Raw genomic sequence first — 18,250 nt, forward strand, 5'->3', positions numbered from 1 at the left:
CGAATTTCATCAGGCCGCAGTGCGTTGCGGTGATCCACGGCTCGCATTCCGGACCGCAGCCGTGCGCGCCATCAGACATAGTTCACCAGTCCCCTCCGCTTGCTCGTGTGCTGCACGACGCATCCCCGAATCGCATCGATCACGACGCGGCCGGATGGCCGGAACGAGTCGCGTGGCGGCTGCACCCACGCGCGGAACAGACCTGGTCGCTGCCCTGGACCGGGCAAGGCGATGAACCCTCCGCAGCGGATGATGGAAACCTGTACCCGCGACATCTCCGCGTACAACCCGATGTCATCCGGGAAGTCGGCACGCGTTAGGAATGTCCAGCGTTGCGAGCGCGGGTGCGTCAGAATCGGCCCCGCCTCCTGCCCCAGACTCCCCATTCGCGCTTTCACCTCGGAACCGATGAAGGCAGGCATCATCAACCCGCACACGACACCGGTGCGGATCACGATCCGTCCCATATGCGGCGGGTCGACCACAGCGGGCAGATCACAGACCTTGCGATAGAAGTGGCACACCGACAACGGCGTGTCCCCTGTGTCGTTCGATGAACTCATTTGGGTCCCCTCCGCCTGATCAACGTGGTGGGCGCCCGCCGCCGGGGACTCTGTGAAGATTCGATCTCAACCCGGCGGCGGGGCCTCATCCAGCTTCGCGGGGCCCGGCATGCGATCCCAGACACAGGACTCACATAGAAGTAATACGCTTGCGCCGCCATGCATTGCAGGGTCGATCAGGGGGTGCGGATGATTGTCAACAGATGGACGAAGGTAGAGGTCAAGGCGCTCCGCCTGGCAGCCCTCCGGCTGACGCAGGAACAGTTTGCAGAACGAATCGGTTTCCAGGTCGCGACAATTCGCAAATGGGAGCGCGCGACACCGGGAAGACCGGTGCGCAACGAGTCTGCGGAGGCGTTGGACACCGAACTCGCCAGACTCACCGACGAGCAGCGTGCCCGCTTCCGCGCAGAGATCGACGAGGTGCGCGAGGCTGCGATGTCGCTGGCTCGCCAACCCGCCGAAGCGGCAAGGGATAGCCTGGTTCTGGGCGACCAACATAGCGCGGCGGAAGTCGAGGTTGATGTGAAGCGACGCGAATTCGGAATGCTAGCGGGGGCCTTCGTTCTGGCGGCAGGCGGCGACACCAGCGCCGGCCCCATCCGTATCGGCATCGCCGACGCGCGGAGGCTCAACGAGTTCGTCGCTTACCTCGAACGCCGCGAACAAAACATCGGCGGTGTTTCACTGGTCGAATCCGCCGTTCAAGCCCTCGGAACTGCGAAGCACCTGCTTGACACATGCGCATTCTCCGAAGAGGCTGGCCGCGCATTCATCAGGGCCACTGGGGATCTCGCGACCATCGCCGGATGGCTCGCCTACGACTCCGACCTGTACCCACTCGCTCGCCGCTGCTACGCCGACGCTTTCAGCTTGGCGAACCAGGCAGGTGACGACCCGCTCACCGTGCATGTGTGCATGAACGCCGCATTGCTCGCGGTCTCACGCGTACGCAACGAGGATCCGAACCCCCATCGCGCGCTGAATCTCGCCGGCCGCGCACGACAGGTCGCACGCGGCCACGCCCACGGGCCTAGCCGTATCCATGCCCTCATCGCCACCCGCGAGGCGCAGGCGTACGGAGTACTCGGTGACCGGGCCGCGTACCGCAAAGCTATTGCGACCGCATGGCGAGAATTCGACTTCGCGGTGGACCACGAGTCACTCGATGATTGCCCGCCATGGCTGCGCTTCGTCAGCGCCACCGAAATCAGGTACCACGAAGCACAAGCCCACGGACGTTTGGGCGATCAAGCAAAGTCAGCTGATCTGTATGCCGGACTAGCTCTGGAACATGCTGGAGCCCGCAATTCCGCAGGTTATCGTGCAGGATCGGCCGCGGCGCTGGCGAAGGTCGGCGACGTCGATGCTGCGGTCGATCAGGGATTATCGGTCCTTGCAGACCTGGAAGGACCGGTGTCCTCTACTCGCATACTGCGGAGGCTCGAATCGGTGCGCGCCGCCGCCGAAGGGCGATCCGAAGAGTTCACGACCCGATTCGACGAACTGGAAAAACGGGTGGTTACCGCGTGAGTCCTGAGCAGTCCGGTTCGATAGAAGGCATCGACTTTCAGCACTACACCGCCGCACAGGCTCGCGGACTGCGCGACGAAGTCGAGCTGATCTTCCGAGACTCCTACGTCGACGCGATCGAGTCGGGTGAGGAATTCGAGTCGCCTGAGGCCTTCATGCACCGGTTCGACGCCTACACCCACCCCGCTCGCTCCGGCGCGTTCGAGGTGGTGATCGCTCGTCTCGACGGCGAACTCTGTGGGCAGGCGTGGGGATGGCCGCTCACCGCCGAGACAGCGTGGTGGGATGGGCTGCGGCTCGACGAAGGCGACCACGTGGCGTTCACCGCCGAGAACGGTTCGCGCACATTCGCCTTCAGCGAGATCATGGTGCGCAAGCAGTTCACCGGGAGGGGGATCGCGCGGGCCCTGCACGACGAATTGCTCGCGGGACGGCCCGAGCAGCGCGCGACATTGCTGGTCCGCCCGGATAATCACCGTGCGTATGACAACTATCGCCGGTGGGGGTGGTACCGCGTCGGCACCTTGCGACCGAGCTGGCCGGAGGCACCCCGATTCGATGTTCTGATGCGTGGTCTCGAGCGAGTTCGGAGGGACGCAACCGACTGATCGCCGACAAAGAGTAAGCCGTCTGACCGCATGGGTCGGGGTGGCGGTGAACACCGACCAGAGGAATTCGCGAAGTACGGTGCGAAGTCTGCGACTCTACGTCGGCCGCAACCGCGCGATGACCTCGGTCAACTGCGTAGCGTTCCGGCACGCGCGCATCGTCACGCACTTTGCCGTTGATGAGTTCTCCCGCTTGTTAGCGCGTACTTCGATATCGGAACGAATCCGGGACTCGAGGGGGGAAAACATTCTGGCAATTGGCATTTCGCGAACCGCGGATCGATGGTGCGCGCACTGGCGCGTTGCTAGCATCGGGCGGTTCGTGACAGTGGTTCGTATGGACCCGGGAGGGGATGCATGAGCGGCACGTCGGGCTGCGATCGTCGGCAGAAGCGGGTCATGGCGTCGCGCCGTGTCTCGTACACATTGCCCGCCCTGGTGGCCATGACGCTTGTGTCGAGTGGGTGCGGGGCTGGTGGCACCGCCGCTCCCCGCCCGATCGTCACCACGGTCTATACCACCACCTCGAAGCCTCCGGTTCGCACGACTCCGCCGGTGACCACCACTACCCCACCGATGACGACCACTTCTCGGATCCCCTCGACCACGCCGACCCCCGACACCGCGCAACCGATCTACGTCGGGATCTGTGTCGACCAGACAACGAATACCCGGTCGATCGATGACCTGTGCGACACCAGCGACAGCCGCTACGCCACCTTCTGGTACCGGCACGCCGACGCCCTCATATACCCGGCGGTCGGTGCCGCGGTGGCCCTGGCCGCCGGGACCTTCTTGCGTCCGAGCGGAACCGAAGTCCACGACCGAGGCGTGCCGACCACGGGCGGCACAATTCAGCGCGGCGTGCTCGGCCGAGGTCGACCCGACATCGGCGGCGTCGGCTCGTAGTCGACCTGCAGCCGGTCGCGACAGCGATTTCGATCAGGCTCGCGGCGGCGGATACAGAGTCGGCTCACCTCCGGTGCGCGTGGACGGACCTACCCTGCCGGAACCGCGGCGATGCGGCGATGGCGTATCCATCCGCGGGCGCCGATGGCCAGCGGCACCAGGACGGTGAGAAACCCGGACACCGGCTCGAATGCGATGCCGAAGGCGGTGAGCACAGCGATCGCGGCGAGGATCGGCGCTGGAACGTAGCCGCGCGTTCGCTCCGTCTCGATCACGGCGATACCGAAGCCGACGGCGGCGACTCCGAACGCGGTGAACCAGAAGGCGAGTTCGGTCTGCTCTCGGCCGGTCGCCCAGATGACGACGCCGAGTGCGGTATGCGCCGATCCGATGAACGCGAGCAGACTGCCCGTCACCGGGAGCGGAGTTTTTGAATCCATATTCCTAAACATTGCCCTAAGCTCTCCCCCATGGCAAGACCCCGGCGATTCACCGATGACCAGATCCTGGATGCCGCGCGCGACTTGCTCGCCGATCCGGCGACGACCAGGCCCACCATCGCCGCGATCAGCGCTGCCTCCGGCGTCCACACCGGATCGATCTACGTGCGCTTCGCCTCCCGCGAAGAGTTGCTCGCACGACTGTGGCTGCGCTCGATCCAGCGCTTCCAGACCGGATTCGTCGCCGCGCTGTCGGGAGCCGACCCGCTGCTCGCCGCCGCGATGCACCTGCCGCGATACTGCCGTGAGCATCCCACCGAAGCTCGTGCGATGAAGATGTTCCGGCGTGAGGAACTGCTCGAGGTGGGCTCTGCCGAGTTGCGCGCCGACATCGCCGCGGTCAACGACCGCATGAACGACGCGCTACGCGCCGCCGTCGCGACGGAGTTCGGCGAAGCCGACGAGCATCGCATGGCGATCGCGGTGGCTGCCGTCAAGGCTATTCCCTACGGGCTCGTGCGCGAATACATCGCGGGCGCGGCGCCCATTCCGGGCTGGGTCGATGACGTCATCGCCACCGCGACAGCCGCCGTGGTCCACAAGTTGCGCCCGGCGGGCAGTGAGCGGGCATCCCGATAAGGCGCCATCCCGGCGGCCCAGTCACGCAGGTAGCAGCCGCGCGATGACCTCGGTCAACTGCTTGACGTTCCGGCACTCGTGCATCGTTACGCACTCCGCGTACACGTGGGCGGCGGAATCCCCCGTCGACCAGGACCGCGACGGCTCCGGATTCAGCCAGTAGGTGTGTTTCGCGCGGTCGACGATGGTTTGCACCGCCGCGAGATTCGGGTCCGTGCGGTTGGTTCGCCCGTCACCCAGGATGAGTACGGATGTGCGCGGACCGAGGGCATCGGCGTAGTTGTCGAGGAATCCTTGGAACGCTTCGCCGTAATTGGAGCTGCCGAAGCGGGCGACCTTGGTGGAGCGAAGGATTCGGGCGGCGGTGCCGGGGGTCGGTGGTTCGCCGGGGGTGAAGAAGTGGGTGATCTCGTCGCAGGTGTCGACGAAGCCGAAGCTGCGGACCCTGCTGAACTGGTCTTGCAGGGCCTGGATCAGCTGCAACGTGAATTCGGCGAAGCCGGTGACCGAGCCGGAGATGTCGGCGAGGACGACCAGGTCGGGGCGGCCGTGTTTGCGGGCGCGCAGGACCGGGTCGATGGGGACGCCGCCGGTGGACATGGAGCGGCGCAGGGTGCGGCGGAGATCGATTCGGCCGCGCACGGCTTTGCGGCGGCGGACGGCCAGTCGGGTGGCGAGTTTGCGGGCCAAAGGGTGCACGAGGCGGCGCATTTCGGCCAGGTCTTGTTCGCGGGCACCGAGGAAATCGATCTGGTCGGTGCTGGATTCGACGCCGCGGCGGGCGATGTATTCGGTGCCGCGCAGTTGCGCCGAACGCAGCCGGGCCTCGGTCTGGACCGCCGCGCGGAAGGCGGCGAGGCGGCGATTGGCTTCGATGGTGTGGACGGTCGTGTCGAGTCGGGAGGAGCCGTTCATGCCCGCGACGATGCGATCGATGAGTTCTTCCGGGCGAAGGGCTTTCATGGCCGGGTAGGAGGACCAGCCCGCGCCGGATGCGGTGGTGACCGGCGCGGAGGACTGCCCGGTTCCCGCCCCGCCGTAGGCGCCGAGTTCGGTCAGCGCTTGGCGGGCCAGCTCGGCGACCGACTCCGAATCGTCCTGTGCCAGTGCGGAGGCGAGGCGATCACGCAGGGCTTCGATGGATTCGGGCGTCGACGGAGCAACGGGCTGTGGCTGCCGAGCGGTCAGGAAATAGAGGTCGAAGAGTTGATCGAACACGGCGCGTTGGCCATTGCGCCGCAGCAGGCAGGCGGCCATGCCGGAGCGCAGGCGACCGCGATCGTCGATACCGAGGGCGACCATCGCCTCAGCCGCATCGATGGTCTCGCTCGGCCCCGCGTTGATACCGTGATCGCGAAGCAGGCCGACGAATTCGACGAGCCGATCGGTCAGCGAGCCGGAGAGGTCGCTCCCCGCCTCACCCGCGCGATCTTCAGCGAGGCTCATGCCCGCTCCGCCTCGCAGTCGGCACGGTGATCGGCCCGAACGGTAGTCGAATGGCGGATGCCAGAAGCGACGGCGTGCGAGGGCGCGTAGTCCTGACGGTGCTGCCTGGCAGAGGCTTCGCAACGCCGGAGCAGCCGGTGCGCGCATGCGAGGCCGGATTGCGCGGCGGCGCTGCGGCATCCGCTGGAGGGCAGGCCGAACCTGCCGCACGGCCCGGTGGTGGGCACGAATGGAGTTGACCGAGTCCGAACTTCATCTCGCCGACCCCCCTTGCTCGGCATCCGGATCGAGTCCGAGCCGCTTTACCGCTAGGCGGTGGTCGGATTCATATTTCAACAGCACTCCCAGCGTCGAGCGGACGACGCTTCCGCTGAGGTTTCGCGCACCGAGCGCGACCAATGTCTTCGCCCAGTCGACGGTCTCGGCGATAGAAGGCGCCTTCCGCAACGACAGCTGACGCAACGCGCCGACCACGCGGACCACCGGCTCCCCCAGCTCCTCGTCCAGCTCCGGGACCCGCATCCGAATGATCGCCCGTTCCAGCTCCGCCGTCGGGTAATCGATGTGCAGATAGAGGCAGCGGCGCTTGAGCGCTTCGGACAATTCGCGGTGGGCGTTGGACGTCACGATGACGAACGGCTTGCGCACCGCGGTGACGGTGCCGAGTTCGGGGATGCTGACCTGGTAGTCACCGAGCACCTCCAGCAGCAGCCCTTCCAACTCGACGTCGGCCTTGTCGAGTTCGTCGATGAGCAGCACCGTGGGACGCGGGTTGCGGATGGCGGCCAGCAAGGGGCGGGCGAGCAGGAACTCTTCGGTGAAGACGTGGTCGCGGGTGCTGTCCCAGCCTTCGTCGTCCGTGGCGGTGATGCGGAGCAGTTGCTTGGCGTGATTCCACTCGTAGAGGGCGCGGGCCTCGTCGATGCCCTCGTAGCACTGCAAACGCACCAGGTCGGAGGTGGTCGCCGTGGCGACGGCCTTGGCCAGCTCGGTCTTGCCGACGCCCGCCGGCCCCTCGACCAGCAGGGGCTTGCCGAGGTGGCCGGCGAGGAACACGGCGGTGGCGATATCGAGGGACGGGAGATACCCGGCCTCGGTGAGGCGCTCGGTCACCTCGGCCACCGACGCGAAGAACTTACTCATCGGTAACTAGTCTAGCCGGGGTCAGCTCGGTGTCGGTATCCGGAAATGACTGGGCTCGGCGTCGGACGGCACGGCGCCGGCCGTGGTGAACGGTTCGACCAGCGATCGCAGCTCGATCAGGTGCCGGGCGTGCGCGTCGAGCACCCGATCCTCCTCGGAGACCGGCTCCCACTGCCGCACGGCTCGCGCCTTTCCGTCGTCGTCGATGGCGACGACCACGGCGAGGCCGTGCGCCGCCAGCGCGGGTTCGTCGGAATGGGTGTCGGTGGAGGTGACGTGCACGCTGACATGCATGCTGCGCGGGCCGGTGTGGATCAGTCGCGCGGTGACCTCGACGACGTGGCCGATCACGATCGGCCGATAGAAGCGGATCCCGCCGAAGTAGGAGGTGAGGACGCGCTGCCCGGCCCAGTCCGCCCCGCACACGTACGCAGCCTCGTCGATCCACCGCATGGTCCGGCCACCGTGGACCTTGCCGCCCCAGTTGATGTCCGAAGGCGCGGCGAGGAAACGCAGCGTGGCGCTCGGCGCGGTGCCCGCGGAGGTGTAGCGCTGCGCGGCCATCGCCTCCTCGATGTGCTTGCGCACCGAGACGCGGGCCCGGGCCTGCCGGTGCCGCTGCGATTCGAGCAGTGTTGTCGGATTCCATTGCGGGACTTCGACAGTGCGCCGATCGTCGTCCACCGCGACGAAAATCGTCAGGCATTGCGCCGATTGCACCGGCTTCACCCGGGTTGGATCGGTCGAATAGACCGTGACGAGGATGTGCATGCTGGTGCGGCCGGTGTGGACCAGATTGGCATGCAATTCGACCAGCTCACCGACCGCGATGGGCCGGTCGAGATGGATGTTCCCGACGTAGGCGGTGACGCAGTATCGACCGCTCCACTGGGCCGCCGCCGCGTAGGCGACCTTGTCGATCCACTCGAGGAGCTTGCCGCCGTCGACCGACCCCACGATGCCCGCGTCGGCGGGTTGAACGAGAAAGCGGTGGATCGCCTCGGGACGCCGACCGGCCGAGGCCGGATGCGTGACGGTCGGGCGAGGGTCGATATCGGTCGGGTTGGGCAAGGCTCACCATCCGTTCGGTCAGAGAATCTTCGGCTACCTGACCTCGTTGTCCGGGAGAACCTTAGGACCCGACATCGGTACGAGCGAGTAACGAATCACCAACCATGCGAAACGACCGCATCAGCCGATGCGCGAATCGTCTTCGGCGATCGATGAGCAACGCGCATAGGGGGTGCCCCTAATGCCGCGGTTCGATTTGGCCCGCAGGGGAGGCAACACCCGTGACCTTTCGCGGCAAGTGCGCAAGAGTGAAGTCGTGCAGTCGCTGCCTCGTCGGTAAGCGCGACCGTGAAAGCAGTGACCGTAGATCCAAGATCTGTCTGCGGGGGTAGGCCGTGGGCAGACCCGCAACGGGGGATGGTGGGCGGAAACGCTCACCGAAGAGTGAAAGGATTTACGTTGTTCTCCACAACCAGCGCACGCCGCACCCTGGCCCGCGTGGTCGTCGCCGGTGCGATCGCCGCAATCCCGTTGACCGCTATGGCGATGCCTGCCTCGGCTACCCCGAGTACACCCGGGGTATCTCAGGTCCGGTACGACCCCTATTACAACCGATGCGACTTCGGTCCGTTCCAGAACTGGAGTTGCAACAACAACCCGCTATTCGGTTGGGGCTACAACCAATACGGCGGCCCCTACGGGCAGGGTTACGGACAAGGGCTCGGGCCTGGCATGTTCGGCAGCAGTTAGGAAGACGCGAAGACGCGGGTGGCCCGCTCCGGAATCCGGAGCGGGCCACCCGTGAATCAGGAGATGGGTCAGGCGGTCTCGGTGATCGGACGATCGACCCAGCTCATCAGGCCGCGCAGCTTGGCGCCGGTGACCTCGATGGGGTGCTCGGCGTTCTGCTTGCGCAGCGCCTCGAGCTCCTTGTTGCCGCCCTCGACGTTGGCGACCAGACGCTTGACGAAGCTGCCGTCCTGGATGTCCTTGAGGATGTCCTGCATGCGCTTCTTGGTGTCGGCGTCGATGACCCGCGGGCCCGACAGGTAGCCACCGAACTCGGCGGTGTCGGACACCGAGTAGTTCATCCGCGCGATGCCGCCCTCGTACATCAGGTCGACGATCAGCTTCAGCTCGTGCAGCACCTCGAAGTAGGCCATCTCCGGCGCGTAACCGGCCTCGACCATGACCTCGAAACCGGTCTTGACCAGTTCCTCGGTGCCACCGCACAGCACGGCCTGCTCACCGAACAGGTCGGTCTCGGTCTCTTCCTTGAAGGTGGTCTTGATGACGCCCGCGCGGGTGCCGCCGATGCCCTTGGCGTAGGACAGCGCCAGCGCCTGGCCCTCGCCCTTCGGGTCCTGGTCGATCGCGATCAGAGCCGGAACGCCCTTGCCGTCGACGAACTGACGGCGCACCAGGTGACCGGGGCCCTTCGGCGCCACCATGCCGATGGTGACGTTGGCGGGCGGCTTGATCAGGCCGAAGTGGATGTTGAGGCCGTGGCCGAAGAACAGCGCGTCGCCGTCCTTCAGGTTCGGCTCGATGTCGTTGGTGAAGATCGACGCCTGCGCGGTGTCCGGCGCCAGCACCATGATGAGGTCCGCCCACTCCGAGACCTCCGCGGGCGTGCCGACGGTCAGGCCGGCCTCCTCGGCCTTCGGACGCGACTTCGAACCCTCGGCCAGACCGACGCGGACCTCGACACCCGAGTCGCGCAGGCTCAGCGAGTGCGCGTGACCCTGGCTGCCGTAGCCGATGACAGCGACCTTGCGGCCCTGGATGATCGACAGGTCGGCATCGTCGTCGTAGAACATCTCGACTGCCACTGTGGTTCCTTCCGGGATCATCCCCGCGCGAGGCGGGGCACACCGTGCTTGCGCCGGTGTTGATTTTCGTTGTTCTGGATCGGATCAACCCCCGCAGCAGCGGGAGGGGATCATTCCCGCGTGGGCGGGGAGGGCGGCACGCCAACCGTCGATCGCAGAAAGACTAGCGCGTGGCCGCCGTCGGCCGGTCGGCCCCATCGGTGTGCCGCTCGCTACCTCATCGAGTGGCGGTGATGGACTTCGGTCCACGTCCCACCGCGACGACACCGGACTGCACGATCTCCCGGATGCCATACGGTTCGAGCATCCGCAGCAGCGCGTCGAGCTTGGACCGGGTTCCGGTCGCCTCGACGGTGAGCGCGTCCGGCGACACGTCGATGACCTTCGCACGGAACAGCCCGACCGCCTCGATCACCTGGGTCCGCACACTGGCGTCGGCGCGCACCTTCACCAGGATCAGTTCGCGGGCCACCGAGCTGTCGGAGTCCTGCTCCACGATCTTGATGACGTTCACCAGCTTGTTGAGCTGCTTGGTGACCTGCTCGAGCGGCAGGTCCTCGACGGTGACCACGATGGTCATGCGCGAGATCTCGGGCAGTTCGGTGCCGCCGACCGCCAGGGATTCGATATTGAAGCCGCGGCGGGAGAACAGCGCCGCGACCCTGGCCAGCACGCCCGGTTTGTCCTCGACGAGAACGCTGAGGGTATGCGTGGTACTCATCCGTTGTTCACCCTGTTCTGTTCCTGCGACATCGCCGCGTGGATGACCGCCGGCTCGGCGGCCTGCTCGTCCTCGTCGAACAGCGGGCGGATGCCGCGCGCGGCCATGATCTCGTCGTTGCTGGTGCCCGCCGCGACCATCGGCCACACCTGGGCGTCCTTGCCGACGATGAAGTCGATCACCACGGGGCGGTCGGTGATGGACTGCGCCTCGCGGATGGCGGCCTCCACGTCCTCCTCGCGCTCCACCCGGATGCCGTGGCAGCCGAGGGCTTCGGCGAGCTTCACGAAGTCGGGGATGCGCAGCGAGTGCGTGCCCAGGTCGGTGTTGGAGTAGCGCTCCTGGTAGAAGAGCGTCTGCCACTGGCGCACCATGCCGAGGTTGCCGTTGTTGATCAGCGCGACCTTGATCGGGACGCCCTCGACGGCGCAGGTGGCCAGCTCCTGGTTGGTCATCTGGAAGCAGCCGTCACCGTCGACCGCCCACACCTCTTTGTCCGGCGCGCCCATCTTGGCGCCCATGGCCGCCGGGACGGCGTAGCCCATGGTGCCGAGGCCACCGGAGTTCAGCCAGGTGCGCGGCTTCTCGTACTTGATGAACTGGGCGGCCCACATCTGGTGCTGGCCGACGCCCGCGCAGTAGATCGCGTCGGGTCCGGCCAGACGGCCGAGCGCCTCGATGACGAACTCCGGCGACAGCGACCCGTCGGCGGGCGGGGTCCAGCCCAGCGGGTAGGAGTCGCGCACGCCGCCGAGGTAGGTCCACCAGTCGGTCAGCGCAAGCGGCAAAGCGTCACCCGCGGCGGGATCCGCCTTCAGCGTCTCGATGAGCTCGACGATCACCTCGCGGCAGTCGCCCACGATCGGGACGTCGGCGTGCCGGTTCTTGCCGATCTCGGCCGGGTCGATGTCGGCGTGGATGACCTTGGCGCCCGGCGCGAAGGAGTCCAGCTGGCCGGTGACGCGGTCGTCGAACCGCGCGCCGAGGGTGATCAGCAGGTCCGAGCGCTGCAACGCGGCGACGGCGCCGACGGTGCCGTGCATGCCGGGCATGCCCATGTTCAGTGTGTGGCTGTCGGGGAACGCGCCGCGCGCCATCAGGGTGGTGACCACGGGGATGCCGGTCAGCTCGGCCAGTTGCAGCAGCTCGGCCGAGGCGTCGGCCTTGATCACGCCGCCACCGACGTAGAGCACGGGGGCCTTGGCCTCCATGATCATCCGCGCGGCCTCGCGCACCTGCTTGCCGTGCGGCTTGGTGACCGGACGGTAGCCGGGCAGCCGCATCTCCGGCGGCCAGCTGAAGGTGGTCTGCGCCTGCAACACGTCCTTGGGGATGTCGACGAGCACGGCGCCCGGGCGGCCGGACGCGGCGAGGTAGAACGCCTCGGCGATGATGCGCGGGATGTCGATGCCCTCGGTGATCAGGAAGTTGTGCTTGGTGATCGGCATGGTGATGCCGGAGATGTCGGCTTCCTGGAACGCGTCGGTGCCGATCAGGCTCCGGCCGACCTGGCCGGTGATGGCCACGATCGGGACCGAGTCCATCTGCGCGTCGGCGATCGGGGTCACCAGGTTGGTGGCGCCGGGGCCGGATGTGGCCATACACACACCGACCTTGCCGGTCGCCTGCGCGTAACCGGTAGCCGCGTGACCCGCGCCCTGCTCGTGCCGGACCAGGACGTGGCGCACCTTGGTGGAATCGAACAGCGGGTCGTACACCGGGAGAATCGCGCCGCCCGGAATGCCGAATACGGTGTCGACGCCCAGCTCCTCGAGCGACCGGACGACCGACTGCGCGCCGGTGACCCGCTCGGGCGGGACCGGACGGCGGTTGGCCGCGGAGATCGCGTTGGCAGCGGGCGTGGCCTGCTGATTCGCCGAAGGCGCTGGCCTACGGGCGGAAGGCCCGGGCCGTGCGGTAGGTGCGCTCACCGTCTTCGTTCCTTACTGGTTGTCGTTCTGACCCCGGATTTTTGTGCCAGCGGTGTCTTGCGCTTCGCCATGCTGGAGGTTAGTCCGAACATAAAAAAGCCCCCGACAGCACAGGGCTGATCGAGGGTGGCGCGTCGCAACGCGAGCTGACGTATTCGACTCAGTGTGTCAGGCTCAACGCTGGACGCGCCGGCCGATTACGAGCAACTCGTTTCGATTCACGCGCACGACGTTAAGCGGGTGTGAACCGAAGAGTCAAACAGATGACCCCGTGCGTCCCATTATGTGGGACAGTGCGGTTGCTTGTGTCCGTTCACCAGGATGCGAGGATGGTGGTGTGTCATCACCGCATCAGTCCGTGCCACCTTCTGAATCGTCCCACACGCCCGCCGCGGCAACGGATACGGGTGGCGCCTCCGACGCCCGTGTGATCCGCATCCCACGGCTGGCCTTCCTGGGCGTGTTCATCCTGCTGATGTGCGTGTTCTTCCCGTTCGTCGGCTGGCCCGCCGGACTGTGGTGGCTGCTGCTCATCCCGGTCGTGGTGCTGGCGTGGGTGCTGCGCACGCAGACCGCCGTCTCGGACGCGGGGCTGGAGCTGCGGACGCTGTTCGGTTCGCGCCACCTCGACTGGGCGCAGGTGAAGGGCGTGCGGATCCCCAAGCGCGGATACGTGCGCGCCGACCTGGCCGATGGCACCGAGGTGAAGTTGCCCGCGGTGAGCTACGACCGGCTGCGCGATCTGGCGGCGTTCTCCGGCGGACGGATTCCGGACCCGTTCGCGGAGCCCGCGACCGAAGCGTCCCCCACCGAAACGACCGCGAACCCGAGCGGCGAGGACAGCGCGCCGACCGACGGGGTCGCCAGGTCCGGCGAAGACGCCACCGGCGAAGACACGCGCTAGAAGTCGGTCGTGCCCCCGACCGGCTCGAGCGATGCGCGGAACATCCACCGCGGTTAGGTTGTTGCGGCCGAGTGATGGGATGATTTCTCCGGAGCAGTGATCCTCCTTCGCGTCCCCACCCCTCGACGGTCCGGCACCTCCGGCGACCCGTCGTCGCCTGCGACACCACGCACAGCGACAAACCCGATCCGGCTGACAGCCATGGCCGCCGTGCCCGGCGCACCACCGACCGGTGGACACGCCCACCGGGAGTAACCTGGTGGACCGCCGAGCAGGCTCTGCGCCGTCGCACGTCAGCCCCCGCGACCCGAGGACCATCCACATGCCACCGCTTCGTTCACGAACCACGACCATCGGCCGCAATGCCGCAGGCGCACGCGCACTCTGGCGCGCCACCGGCATGACCGACACCGACTTCGGCAAGCCGATCGTCGCCATCGCGAACTCCTACACCCAGTTCGTGCCCGGTCACGTGCACCTGAAGAACGTCGGCGACATCGTGGCCGACGCGGTGCGCGCCGCAGGCGGCGTGCCGCGCGAATTCCACACCATCGCCGTCGACGACGGCATCGCCATGGGCCACGGCGGCATGCTCTACTCGCTGCCCTCGCGCGAGATCATCGCCGACTCCGTCGAATACATGGTGAACGCGCACACCGCCGACGCATTGGTCTGCATCTCCAACTGCGACAAGATCACCCCGGGCATGCTCAATGCGGCCATGCGGCTGAACATTCCGGCGGTGTTCGTCTCCGGCGGGCCGATGGAGGCGGGCAAGGCGGTGGTCGTCGGCGGCGTCGCACAGGCGCCCACCGACCTGATCACGGCGATCTCCGCGAGCGCGAACCAGGCCGTGTCGGAGGAGGGGCTGTCGGAGGTGGAGCGGTCGGCGTGCCCGACCTGCGGCTCGTGCTCGGGCATGTTCACCGCGAACTCGATGAACTGCCTCACCGAGGCGCTCGGTCTCGCGCTGCCCGGCAACGGCTCCACCCTCGCCACGCATGCCGCGCGCCGGGCGCTGTTCGAACGGGCAGGCACCGTCGTGGTCGACATCGCCAACCGCTGGTACCGCGAAGACGACGCGTCCGTGCTGCCGCGCAACGTCGCCAACGCCAAGGCTTTCCGCAACGCGATGGCGCTGGACGTCGCCATGGGCGGTTCGACCAACACCGTGCTGCACACCCTGGCCGCCGCGCAGGAAGGTGAGATCGACTTCGATCTGCACACCATCGAGGAGACCAGCCGCCGGGTGCCCACCCTGTCGAAGGTGTCGCCGAACTCCGACTACCACATGGAGGACGTGCACCGCGCGGGCGGCATCCCCGCCATCCTCGGCGAATTGCGCCGCGCGGGCCTGCTGGAGACCGACGTCACCACCGTGCACACCGCGAGCTTCGACGAGTGGCTCGACACCTGGGACATCCGTTCCGGCAAGGCTTCCCAGGAAGCCATCGAACTCTTCCACGCCGCCCCGGGCGGGGTGCGCACCACCGAGCCGTTCTCCACCGACAACCGCTGGTCGTCGCTGGACACCGACGCCGAGGGCGGCTGCATCCGCGACCTCGAGCACGCCTACACCACCGAAGGCGGCCTCGTCGTGCTGCGCGGCAACATCGCGCCCGACGGCGCGGTGCTCAAGACCGCGGGCATCGATGAGGAACTGTTCACCTTCCAGGGGCCCGCGGTGGTGGTGGACTCGCAGGAGGAGGCCGTGTCGGTCATCCTCGGCAAGAAGATCAAGCCGGGCGACGTGATCGTGGTCCGCTACGAAGGCCCCGCGGGCGGCCCGGGCATGCAGGAAATGCTGCACCCGACCGCGTTCCTGAAGGGTTCCGGGCTCGGCAAGCAGTGCGCGCTGATCACCGACGGCCGGTTCTCCGGCGGCACCTCGGGTCTGTCGATCGGGCACATCTCGCCCGAGGCGGCCAGCGGCGGTGTCATCGGCCTGGTGGAGAACGGTGACCAGATCCGCATCGACGTGGCCACCCGCACGCTCGAGGTCCTCGTCGACGACGCCGTCCTCGCCGAGCGCCGCGCGAAGATGGAAGCCTCCGAACGCCCCTGGCAGCCGGTCAACCGCGATCGTCCGGTGACGACCGCGCTGCGCGCCTACGCCGCCATGGCCACCTCGGCGGACAAGGGCGCCGTGCGGCACGTGCCGTAGCTTTCATTCCGCCGCTCCGGGCCTCGGCCGTACCGGTCGGCCGGTCTCAGGTCCTGCGCCGGTTCTGCGCACCCGGCGGTGCGTCCGCGAAATCAGGTGGCACTGCGCTGAACAGCAAGGCCCCTTCCTCCCGTCACGGGAGGGAGGGGCCTCGGTTCATCCGCAATCAGTCGAAGGGGCCGATGCCGGTGAGCGGGTTGCCGCCGTGCAGGTACCAGTAGGCGCCGACCGCGGCCGCCACGGCGAGGAGAAGGACGACGAAGGACCCCGCGGCGGGGCGAACGGCCCAACCCCGGTTGCGGTCGAAGGACAAGCGGCCCGGACCGGTCAGGATGATCGCGGCCGCGGCGCCCGCGAGGATGCTTTCCAACTCCACAGCGCCCGGCCCGGCTTTGTACTGGAACCCCGGGGCCATCCCCTGCTTCCAGGCCCAGGCGTCGAGGATCACCGCGAGCACCGCGCCCGCGGCCAGCGGGGTGGCCAGCCCGAGGATCAGCAGCGCGCCGCCGCCCACCTCGCCCGCCGTGACCAGCATGGCGGACACGCTCGGGTGATCCCAGCCGCCGCGCTCCATCATGTCGCGGGTGCCGTCCAAGCCGGGGCCGTGGAACCAACCGGTGAGCTTCTGCAGACCGTGGTAGAGGAAGGTGCCGCCGACCACCCAGCGCAGCAGCAACAAACCTAGATCGAGTGTGCCGCGCCTGGTCTCGCCGGTGCGCCTGCGCAGGCGGCCGGTGTCGTTCGGCGGAGTGGGGGCGGGCGGAATGCTGGCGTACTCGTAGGTGGACCCCTTGCCCCCGGCGGCTTTGCTCTCGGCGGTGGTCGGCACCTCCGGGTCGAGCCCGAGTTCGTCATCGGTGCGCGGGACGTCCTTGGACATCTGCGGACGCTGGGCCTGATCCACCCGCGCCAACTGCTCGGTCGGCGAGTCGTACGGGCTGGTCACCCCTCGACCGGTGGACGACACCGCCGACTGCTCGGCCGTAGCGGCAGTGGCCTCCCCGGCCTTGGATTCCGGCGTGTCTTTCGGCTTGTCGGTCACGGCCAATACCCTATGCCGCACCGTGCCACGGCGGGCAAGTACCGCGCGGCGTGTCAGTGCGCGCGCAACACGCACCCGGAGGGGGCGCGGGCAACGGTATTTCCGTAACGTCTGAGCTATGAGTTTGGTTGTCGTGGGCCGCGTCGCGGCGAGCTTGGCGCTCGGCTCCGTCCTGCTGGTCGGGTGCGCCCGGTTCGACGATTCGGCGTCCAGTCCGTTCACCCCGGAACCGACCCTGCGCGGAGCCAACATCGACCCGAAGAAACCGAGCCAGTCGCCCACCTCGACCACCCGTCCGAGCGGCCCGTGCATCGATCCGGATCCGGCGGTGGTCGCCACCTGCCTGGACACCACCGGCGGCCTGGTCGCGCTCGCCGACGGCGCGCTGGTGGCCGAGCGCAGGACCGGGCGGATCATGAAGGTGGCTCCGGAGCAGCCGCCGGTCGAGATCGCCAAGCTGGACGTGGACGGCTCCGGCGACGGCGGCCTCAGCGACATCGCGCTGTCGCCCACCTACCACGAAGACGGCCTGATGTACGCCTACATCACCACCGGCAGCGACAACCGGGTGGTCCGCATCGCCGAAGGCGGCTCCCCCAAGGACGTCCTCACCGGTATCCCGAAGGGCGCCACCGGGAATCACGGCGCGATCGACTTCGCCGCGCCCGATCAGATGCTGGTGCTGACCGGCGACGCGGGCAACCCCGGCGCGGCGGCCTCGGCGGGCTCGCTCGCGGGCAAACTGCTGCGCGTGAAGTCCCCGGTGCCCGGCCGCACGCCCGCGCCGGAAATCGCCGTCTCGGGCATCGGCACCGCGGGGGACGTGTGCCGGGACAGCAAGGACAGCATCTGGATCACCGACCGCACCCCCGCCGAGGACCGGCTGCAACGGCTCGGCGACGACGGCGTGGTCACCACCACGTGGACCTGGCCGGACCGGCCCGGCGTCGCGGGCTGCGCCGCGGCGACCGACGGCGTCGCGATCTCGCTGACCCGCGCGAAGGCCCTCGCCATCGCCGCCGCCGACCCCAACACCCACGCGGTCACCGCGGCGCCGACCCTGATGGCGCAGGACAAGTACGGGCAGCTCGGCGGCGCGGCGGTCGGCGCCGACGGCACCATCTGGGTGACCACGGTGAACAAGACCGACGGCCAGCCCGGCCCGTTCGACGACCGCGTCGTCCGCATCCCGCCACCGCAGGCCGGAGGCGGCGGCCCGGACTGAGTTATCGGCCGCGCGGGCGCGGCGTGTTCGCGGCCCCCTCATGGTTCGCGTCCGAGTGGCCGCCGCTGGCGACTTCGCCACCGCCGCCGCACCCAACCGCGTCGGGGCAGCGGAGTTGGACGAGATGCGCCACAAGTTC

General features: G+C 67.8%; 17 protein-coding genes. 8 read left to right on the plus strand and 9 right to left on the minus strand.

All coding sequences use genetic code 11. The annotated features are described in order from the left end of the window. Positions 1 to 71: 71 nt before the first annotated feature. On the minus strand, positions 72 to 563 hold the full coding sequence (locus ABZ420_RS33930; RefSeq protein WP_357131655.1) for a DNA-directed RNA polymerase subunit beta: 492 nt from the start codon (positions 561 to 563) through the stop codon (positions 72 to 74). Between the two features lie 189 nt (positions 564 to 752). Here ABZ420_RS33930 and ABZ420_RS33935 point away from each other — a divergent pair, with 189 nt between their 5' ends. The 3 genes from ABZ420_RS33935 to ABZ420_RS33945 all read left to right on the plus strand — a co-directional run bounded on the left by ABZ420_RS33935 (position 753) and on the right by ABZ420_RS33945 (position 3,613). Beyond that, entirely contained in the window at positions 753 to 2,096 is a 1,344-nt protein-coding gene (locus tag ABZ420_RS33935; protein ID WP_357131657.1) for a helix-turn-helix domain-containing protein, read from the plus strand. After that, positions 2,093 to 2,704 (plus strand): GNAT family N-acetyltransferase, encoded by a 612-nt coding sequence (locus tag ABZ420_RS33940; protein WP_357131660.1) that lies wholly within the window; start codon positions 2,093 to 2,095, stop codon positions 2,702 to 2,704. The genes ABZ420_RS33935 and ABZ420_RS33940 overlap by 4 nt, the downstream gene beginning before the upstream one ends. Positions 2,705 to 3,280: 576 nt before the next feature. Then, a complete protein-coding gene (locus ABZ420_RS33945) occupies positions 3,281 to 3,613 on the plus strand; it encodes a hypothetical protein (RefSeq protein WP_357131662.1) in 333 nt (110 codons plus the stop codon). A gap of 89 nt (positions 3,614 to 3,702) precedes the next feature. Here the strand turns inward: ABZ420_RS33945 and ABZ420_RS33950 are convergent, their stop codons facing one another. Next, a complete protein-coding gene (locus ABZ420_RS33950; RefSeq protein WP_357131665.1) occupies positions 3,703 to 4,053 on the minus strand; it encodes a DUF6463 family protein in 351 nt (116 codons plus the stop codon). Positions 4,054 to 4,083: 30 nt separating this feature from the next. On the opposite strand from ABZ420_RS33950, the gene ABZ420_RS33955 reads away from it, so the two are divergent. Continuing rightward, a complete protein-coding gene (locus ABZ420_RS33955; RefSeq protein WP_357131668.1) occupies positions 4,084 to 4,692 on the plus strand; it encodes a TetR/AcrR family transcriptional regulator in 609 nt (202 codons plus the stop codon). A 21-nt stretch (positions 4,693 to 4,713) separates the two neighbouring features. On the opposite strand, the gene ABZ420_RS33960 is transcribed toward ABZ420_RS33955, so the two are convergent. From ABZ420_RS33960 to ABZ420_RS33970, 3 genes are all read right to left on the minus strand, one after another. Then, positions 4,714 to 6,138 carry a VWA domain-containing protein gene (locus tag ABZ420_RS33960; RefSeq protein ID WP_357131671.1) on the minus strand — a complete coding sequence of 475 codons (1,425 nt, stop codon included), beginning with the start codon at positions 6,136 to 6,138 and terminating at the stop codon, positions 4,714 to 4,716. A 252-nt stretch (positions 6,139 to 6,390) separates the two neighbouring features. Beyond that, the gene (locus tag ABZ420_RS33965) at positions 6,391 to 7,281 is read right to left on the minus strand and encodes a MoxR family ATPase (RefSeq protein ID WP_357131674.1); all 891 of its coding nucleotides are present in this window, start codon (positions 7,279 to 7,281) and stop codon (positions 6,391 to 6,393) included. 21 nt (positions 7,282 to 7,302) lie between these two features. After that, a complete protein-coding gene (locus ABZ420_RS33970) occupies positions 7,303 to 8,352 on the minus strand; it encodes an acyl-CoA thioesterase (RefSeq protein WP_357131677.1) in 1,050 nt (349 codons plus the stop codon). 399 nt (positions 8,353 to 8,751) lie between these two features. On the opposite strand from ABZ420_RS33970, the gene ABZ420_RS33975 reads away from it, so the two are divergent. Continuing rightward, complete coding sequence (locus ABZ420_RS33975; protein ID WP_357131680.1) at positions 8,752 to 9,042, plus strand: hypothetical protein; 291 nt, start codon at positions 8,752 to 8,754, stop codon at positions 9,040 to 9,042. A gap of 68 nt (positions 9,043 to 9,110) precedes the next feature. Here the strand turns inward: ABZ420_RS33975 and ilvC are convergent, their stop codons facing one another. From ilvC to ABZ420_RS33990, 3 genes are all read right to left on the minus strand, one after another. Further along, on the minus strand, positions 9,111 to 10,112 hold the full coding sequence (gene ilvC / locus ABZ420_RS33980) for a ketol-acid reductoisomerase (protein WP_174550026.1): 1,002 nt from the start codon (positions 10,110 to 10,112) through the stop codon (positions 9,111 to 9,113). Between the two features lie 229 nt (positions 10,113 to 10,341). After that, positions 10,342 to 10,845 carry an acetolactate synthase small subunit gene (gene ilvN, locus ABZ420_RS33985; RefSeq protein ID WP_039799659.1) on the minus strand — a complete coding sequence of 168 codons (504 nt, stop codon included), beginning with the start codon at positions 10,843 to 10,845 and terminating at the stop codon, positions 10,342 to 10,344. Continuing rightward, positions 10,842 to 12,776, minus strand: coding sequence for an acetolactate synthase large subunit (locus tag ABZ420_RS33990; RefSeq protein ID WP_357131683.1), 1,935 nt, complete (start codon positions 12,774 to 12,776; stop codon positions 10,842 to 10,844). Before ABZ420_RS33990 ends, ilvN begins: the two co-directional genes overlap by 4 nt. Positions 12,777 to 13,134: 358 nt before the next feature. Here ABZ420_RS33990 and ABZ420_RS33995 point away from each other — a divergent pair, with 358 nt between their 5' ends. After that, complete coding sequence (locus ABZ420_RS33995; protein WP_357131686.1) at positions 13,135 to 13,680, plus strand: PH domain-containing protein; 546 nt, start codon at positions 13,135 to 13,137, stop codon at positions 13,678 to 13,680. Between the two features lie 322 nt (positions 13,681 to 14,002). Then, positions 14,003 to 15,844: a dihydroxy-acid dehydratase gene (ilvD, locus tag ABZ420_RS34000; protein ID WP_357131689.1), complete on the plus strand. Its 1,842-nt coding sequence runs from the start codon at positions 14,003 to 14,005 to the stop codon at positions 15,842 to 15,844. 166 nt (positions 15,845 to 16,010) lie between these two features. Here ilvD and ABZ420_RS34005 read toward each other — a convergent pair whose 3' ends face one another. Continuing rightward, positions 16,011 to 16,886, minus strand: a complete 876-nt coding sequence (locus ABZ420_RS34005) for a DoxX family protein (RefSeq protein ID WP_357131692.1) — start codon at positions 16,884 to 16,886, stop codon at positions 16,011 to 16,013. A gap of 118 nt (positions 16,887 to 17,004) precedes the next feature. On the opposite strand from ABZ420_RS34005, the gene ABZ420_RS34010 reads away from it, so the two are divergent. Beyond that, a complete protein-coding gene (locus tag ABZ420_RS34010; protein WP_357131695.1) occupies positions 17,005 to 18,111 on the plus strand; it encodes a PQQ-dependent sugar dehydrogenase in 1,107 nt (368 codons plus the stop codon). Positions 18,112 to 18,250: the final 139 nt, after the last annotated feature.

This window comes from Nocardia sp. NPDC005745 (genome assembly GCF_040630775.1).
GTDB lineage: Bacteria > Actinomycetota > Actinomycetes > Mycobacteriales > Mycobacteriaceae > Nocardia.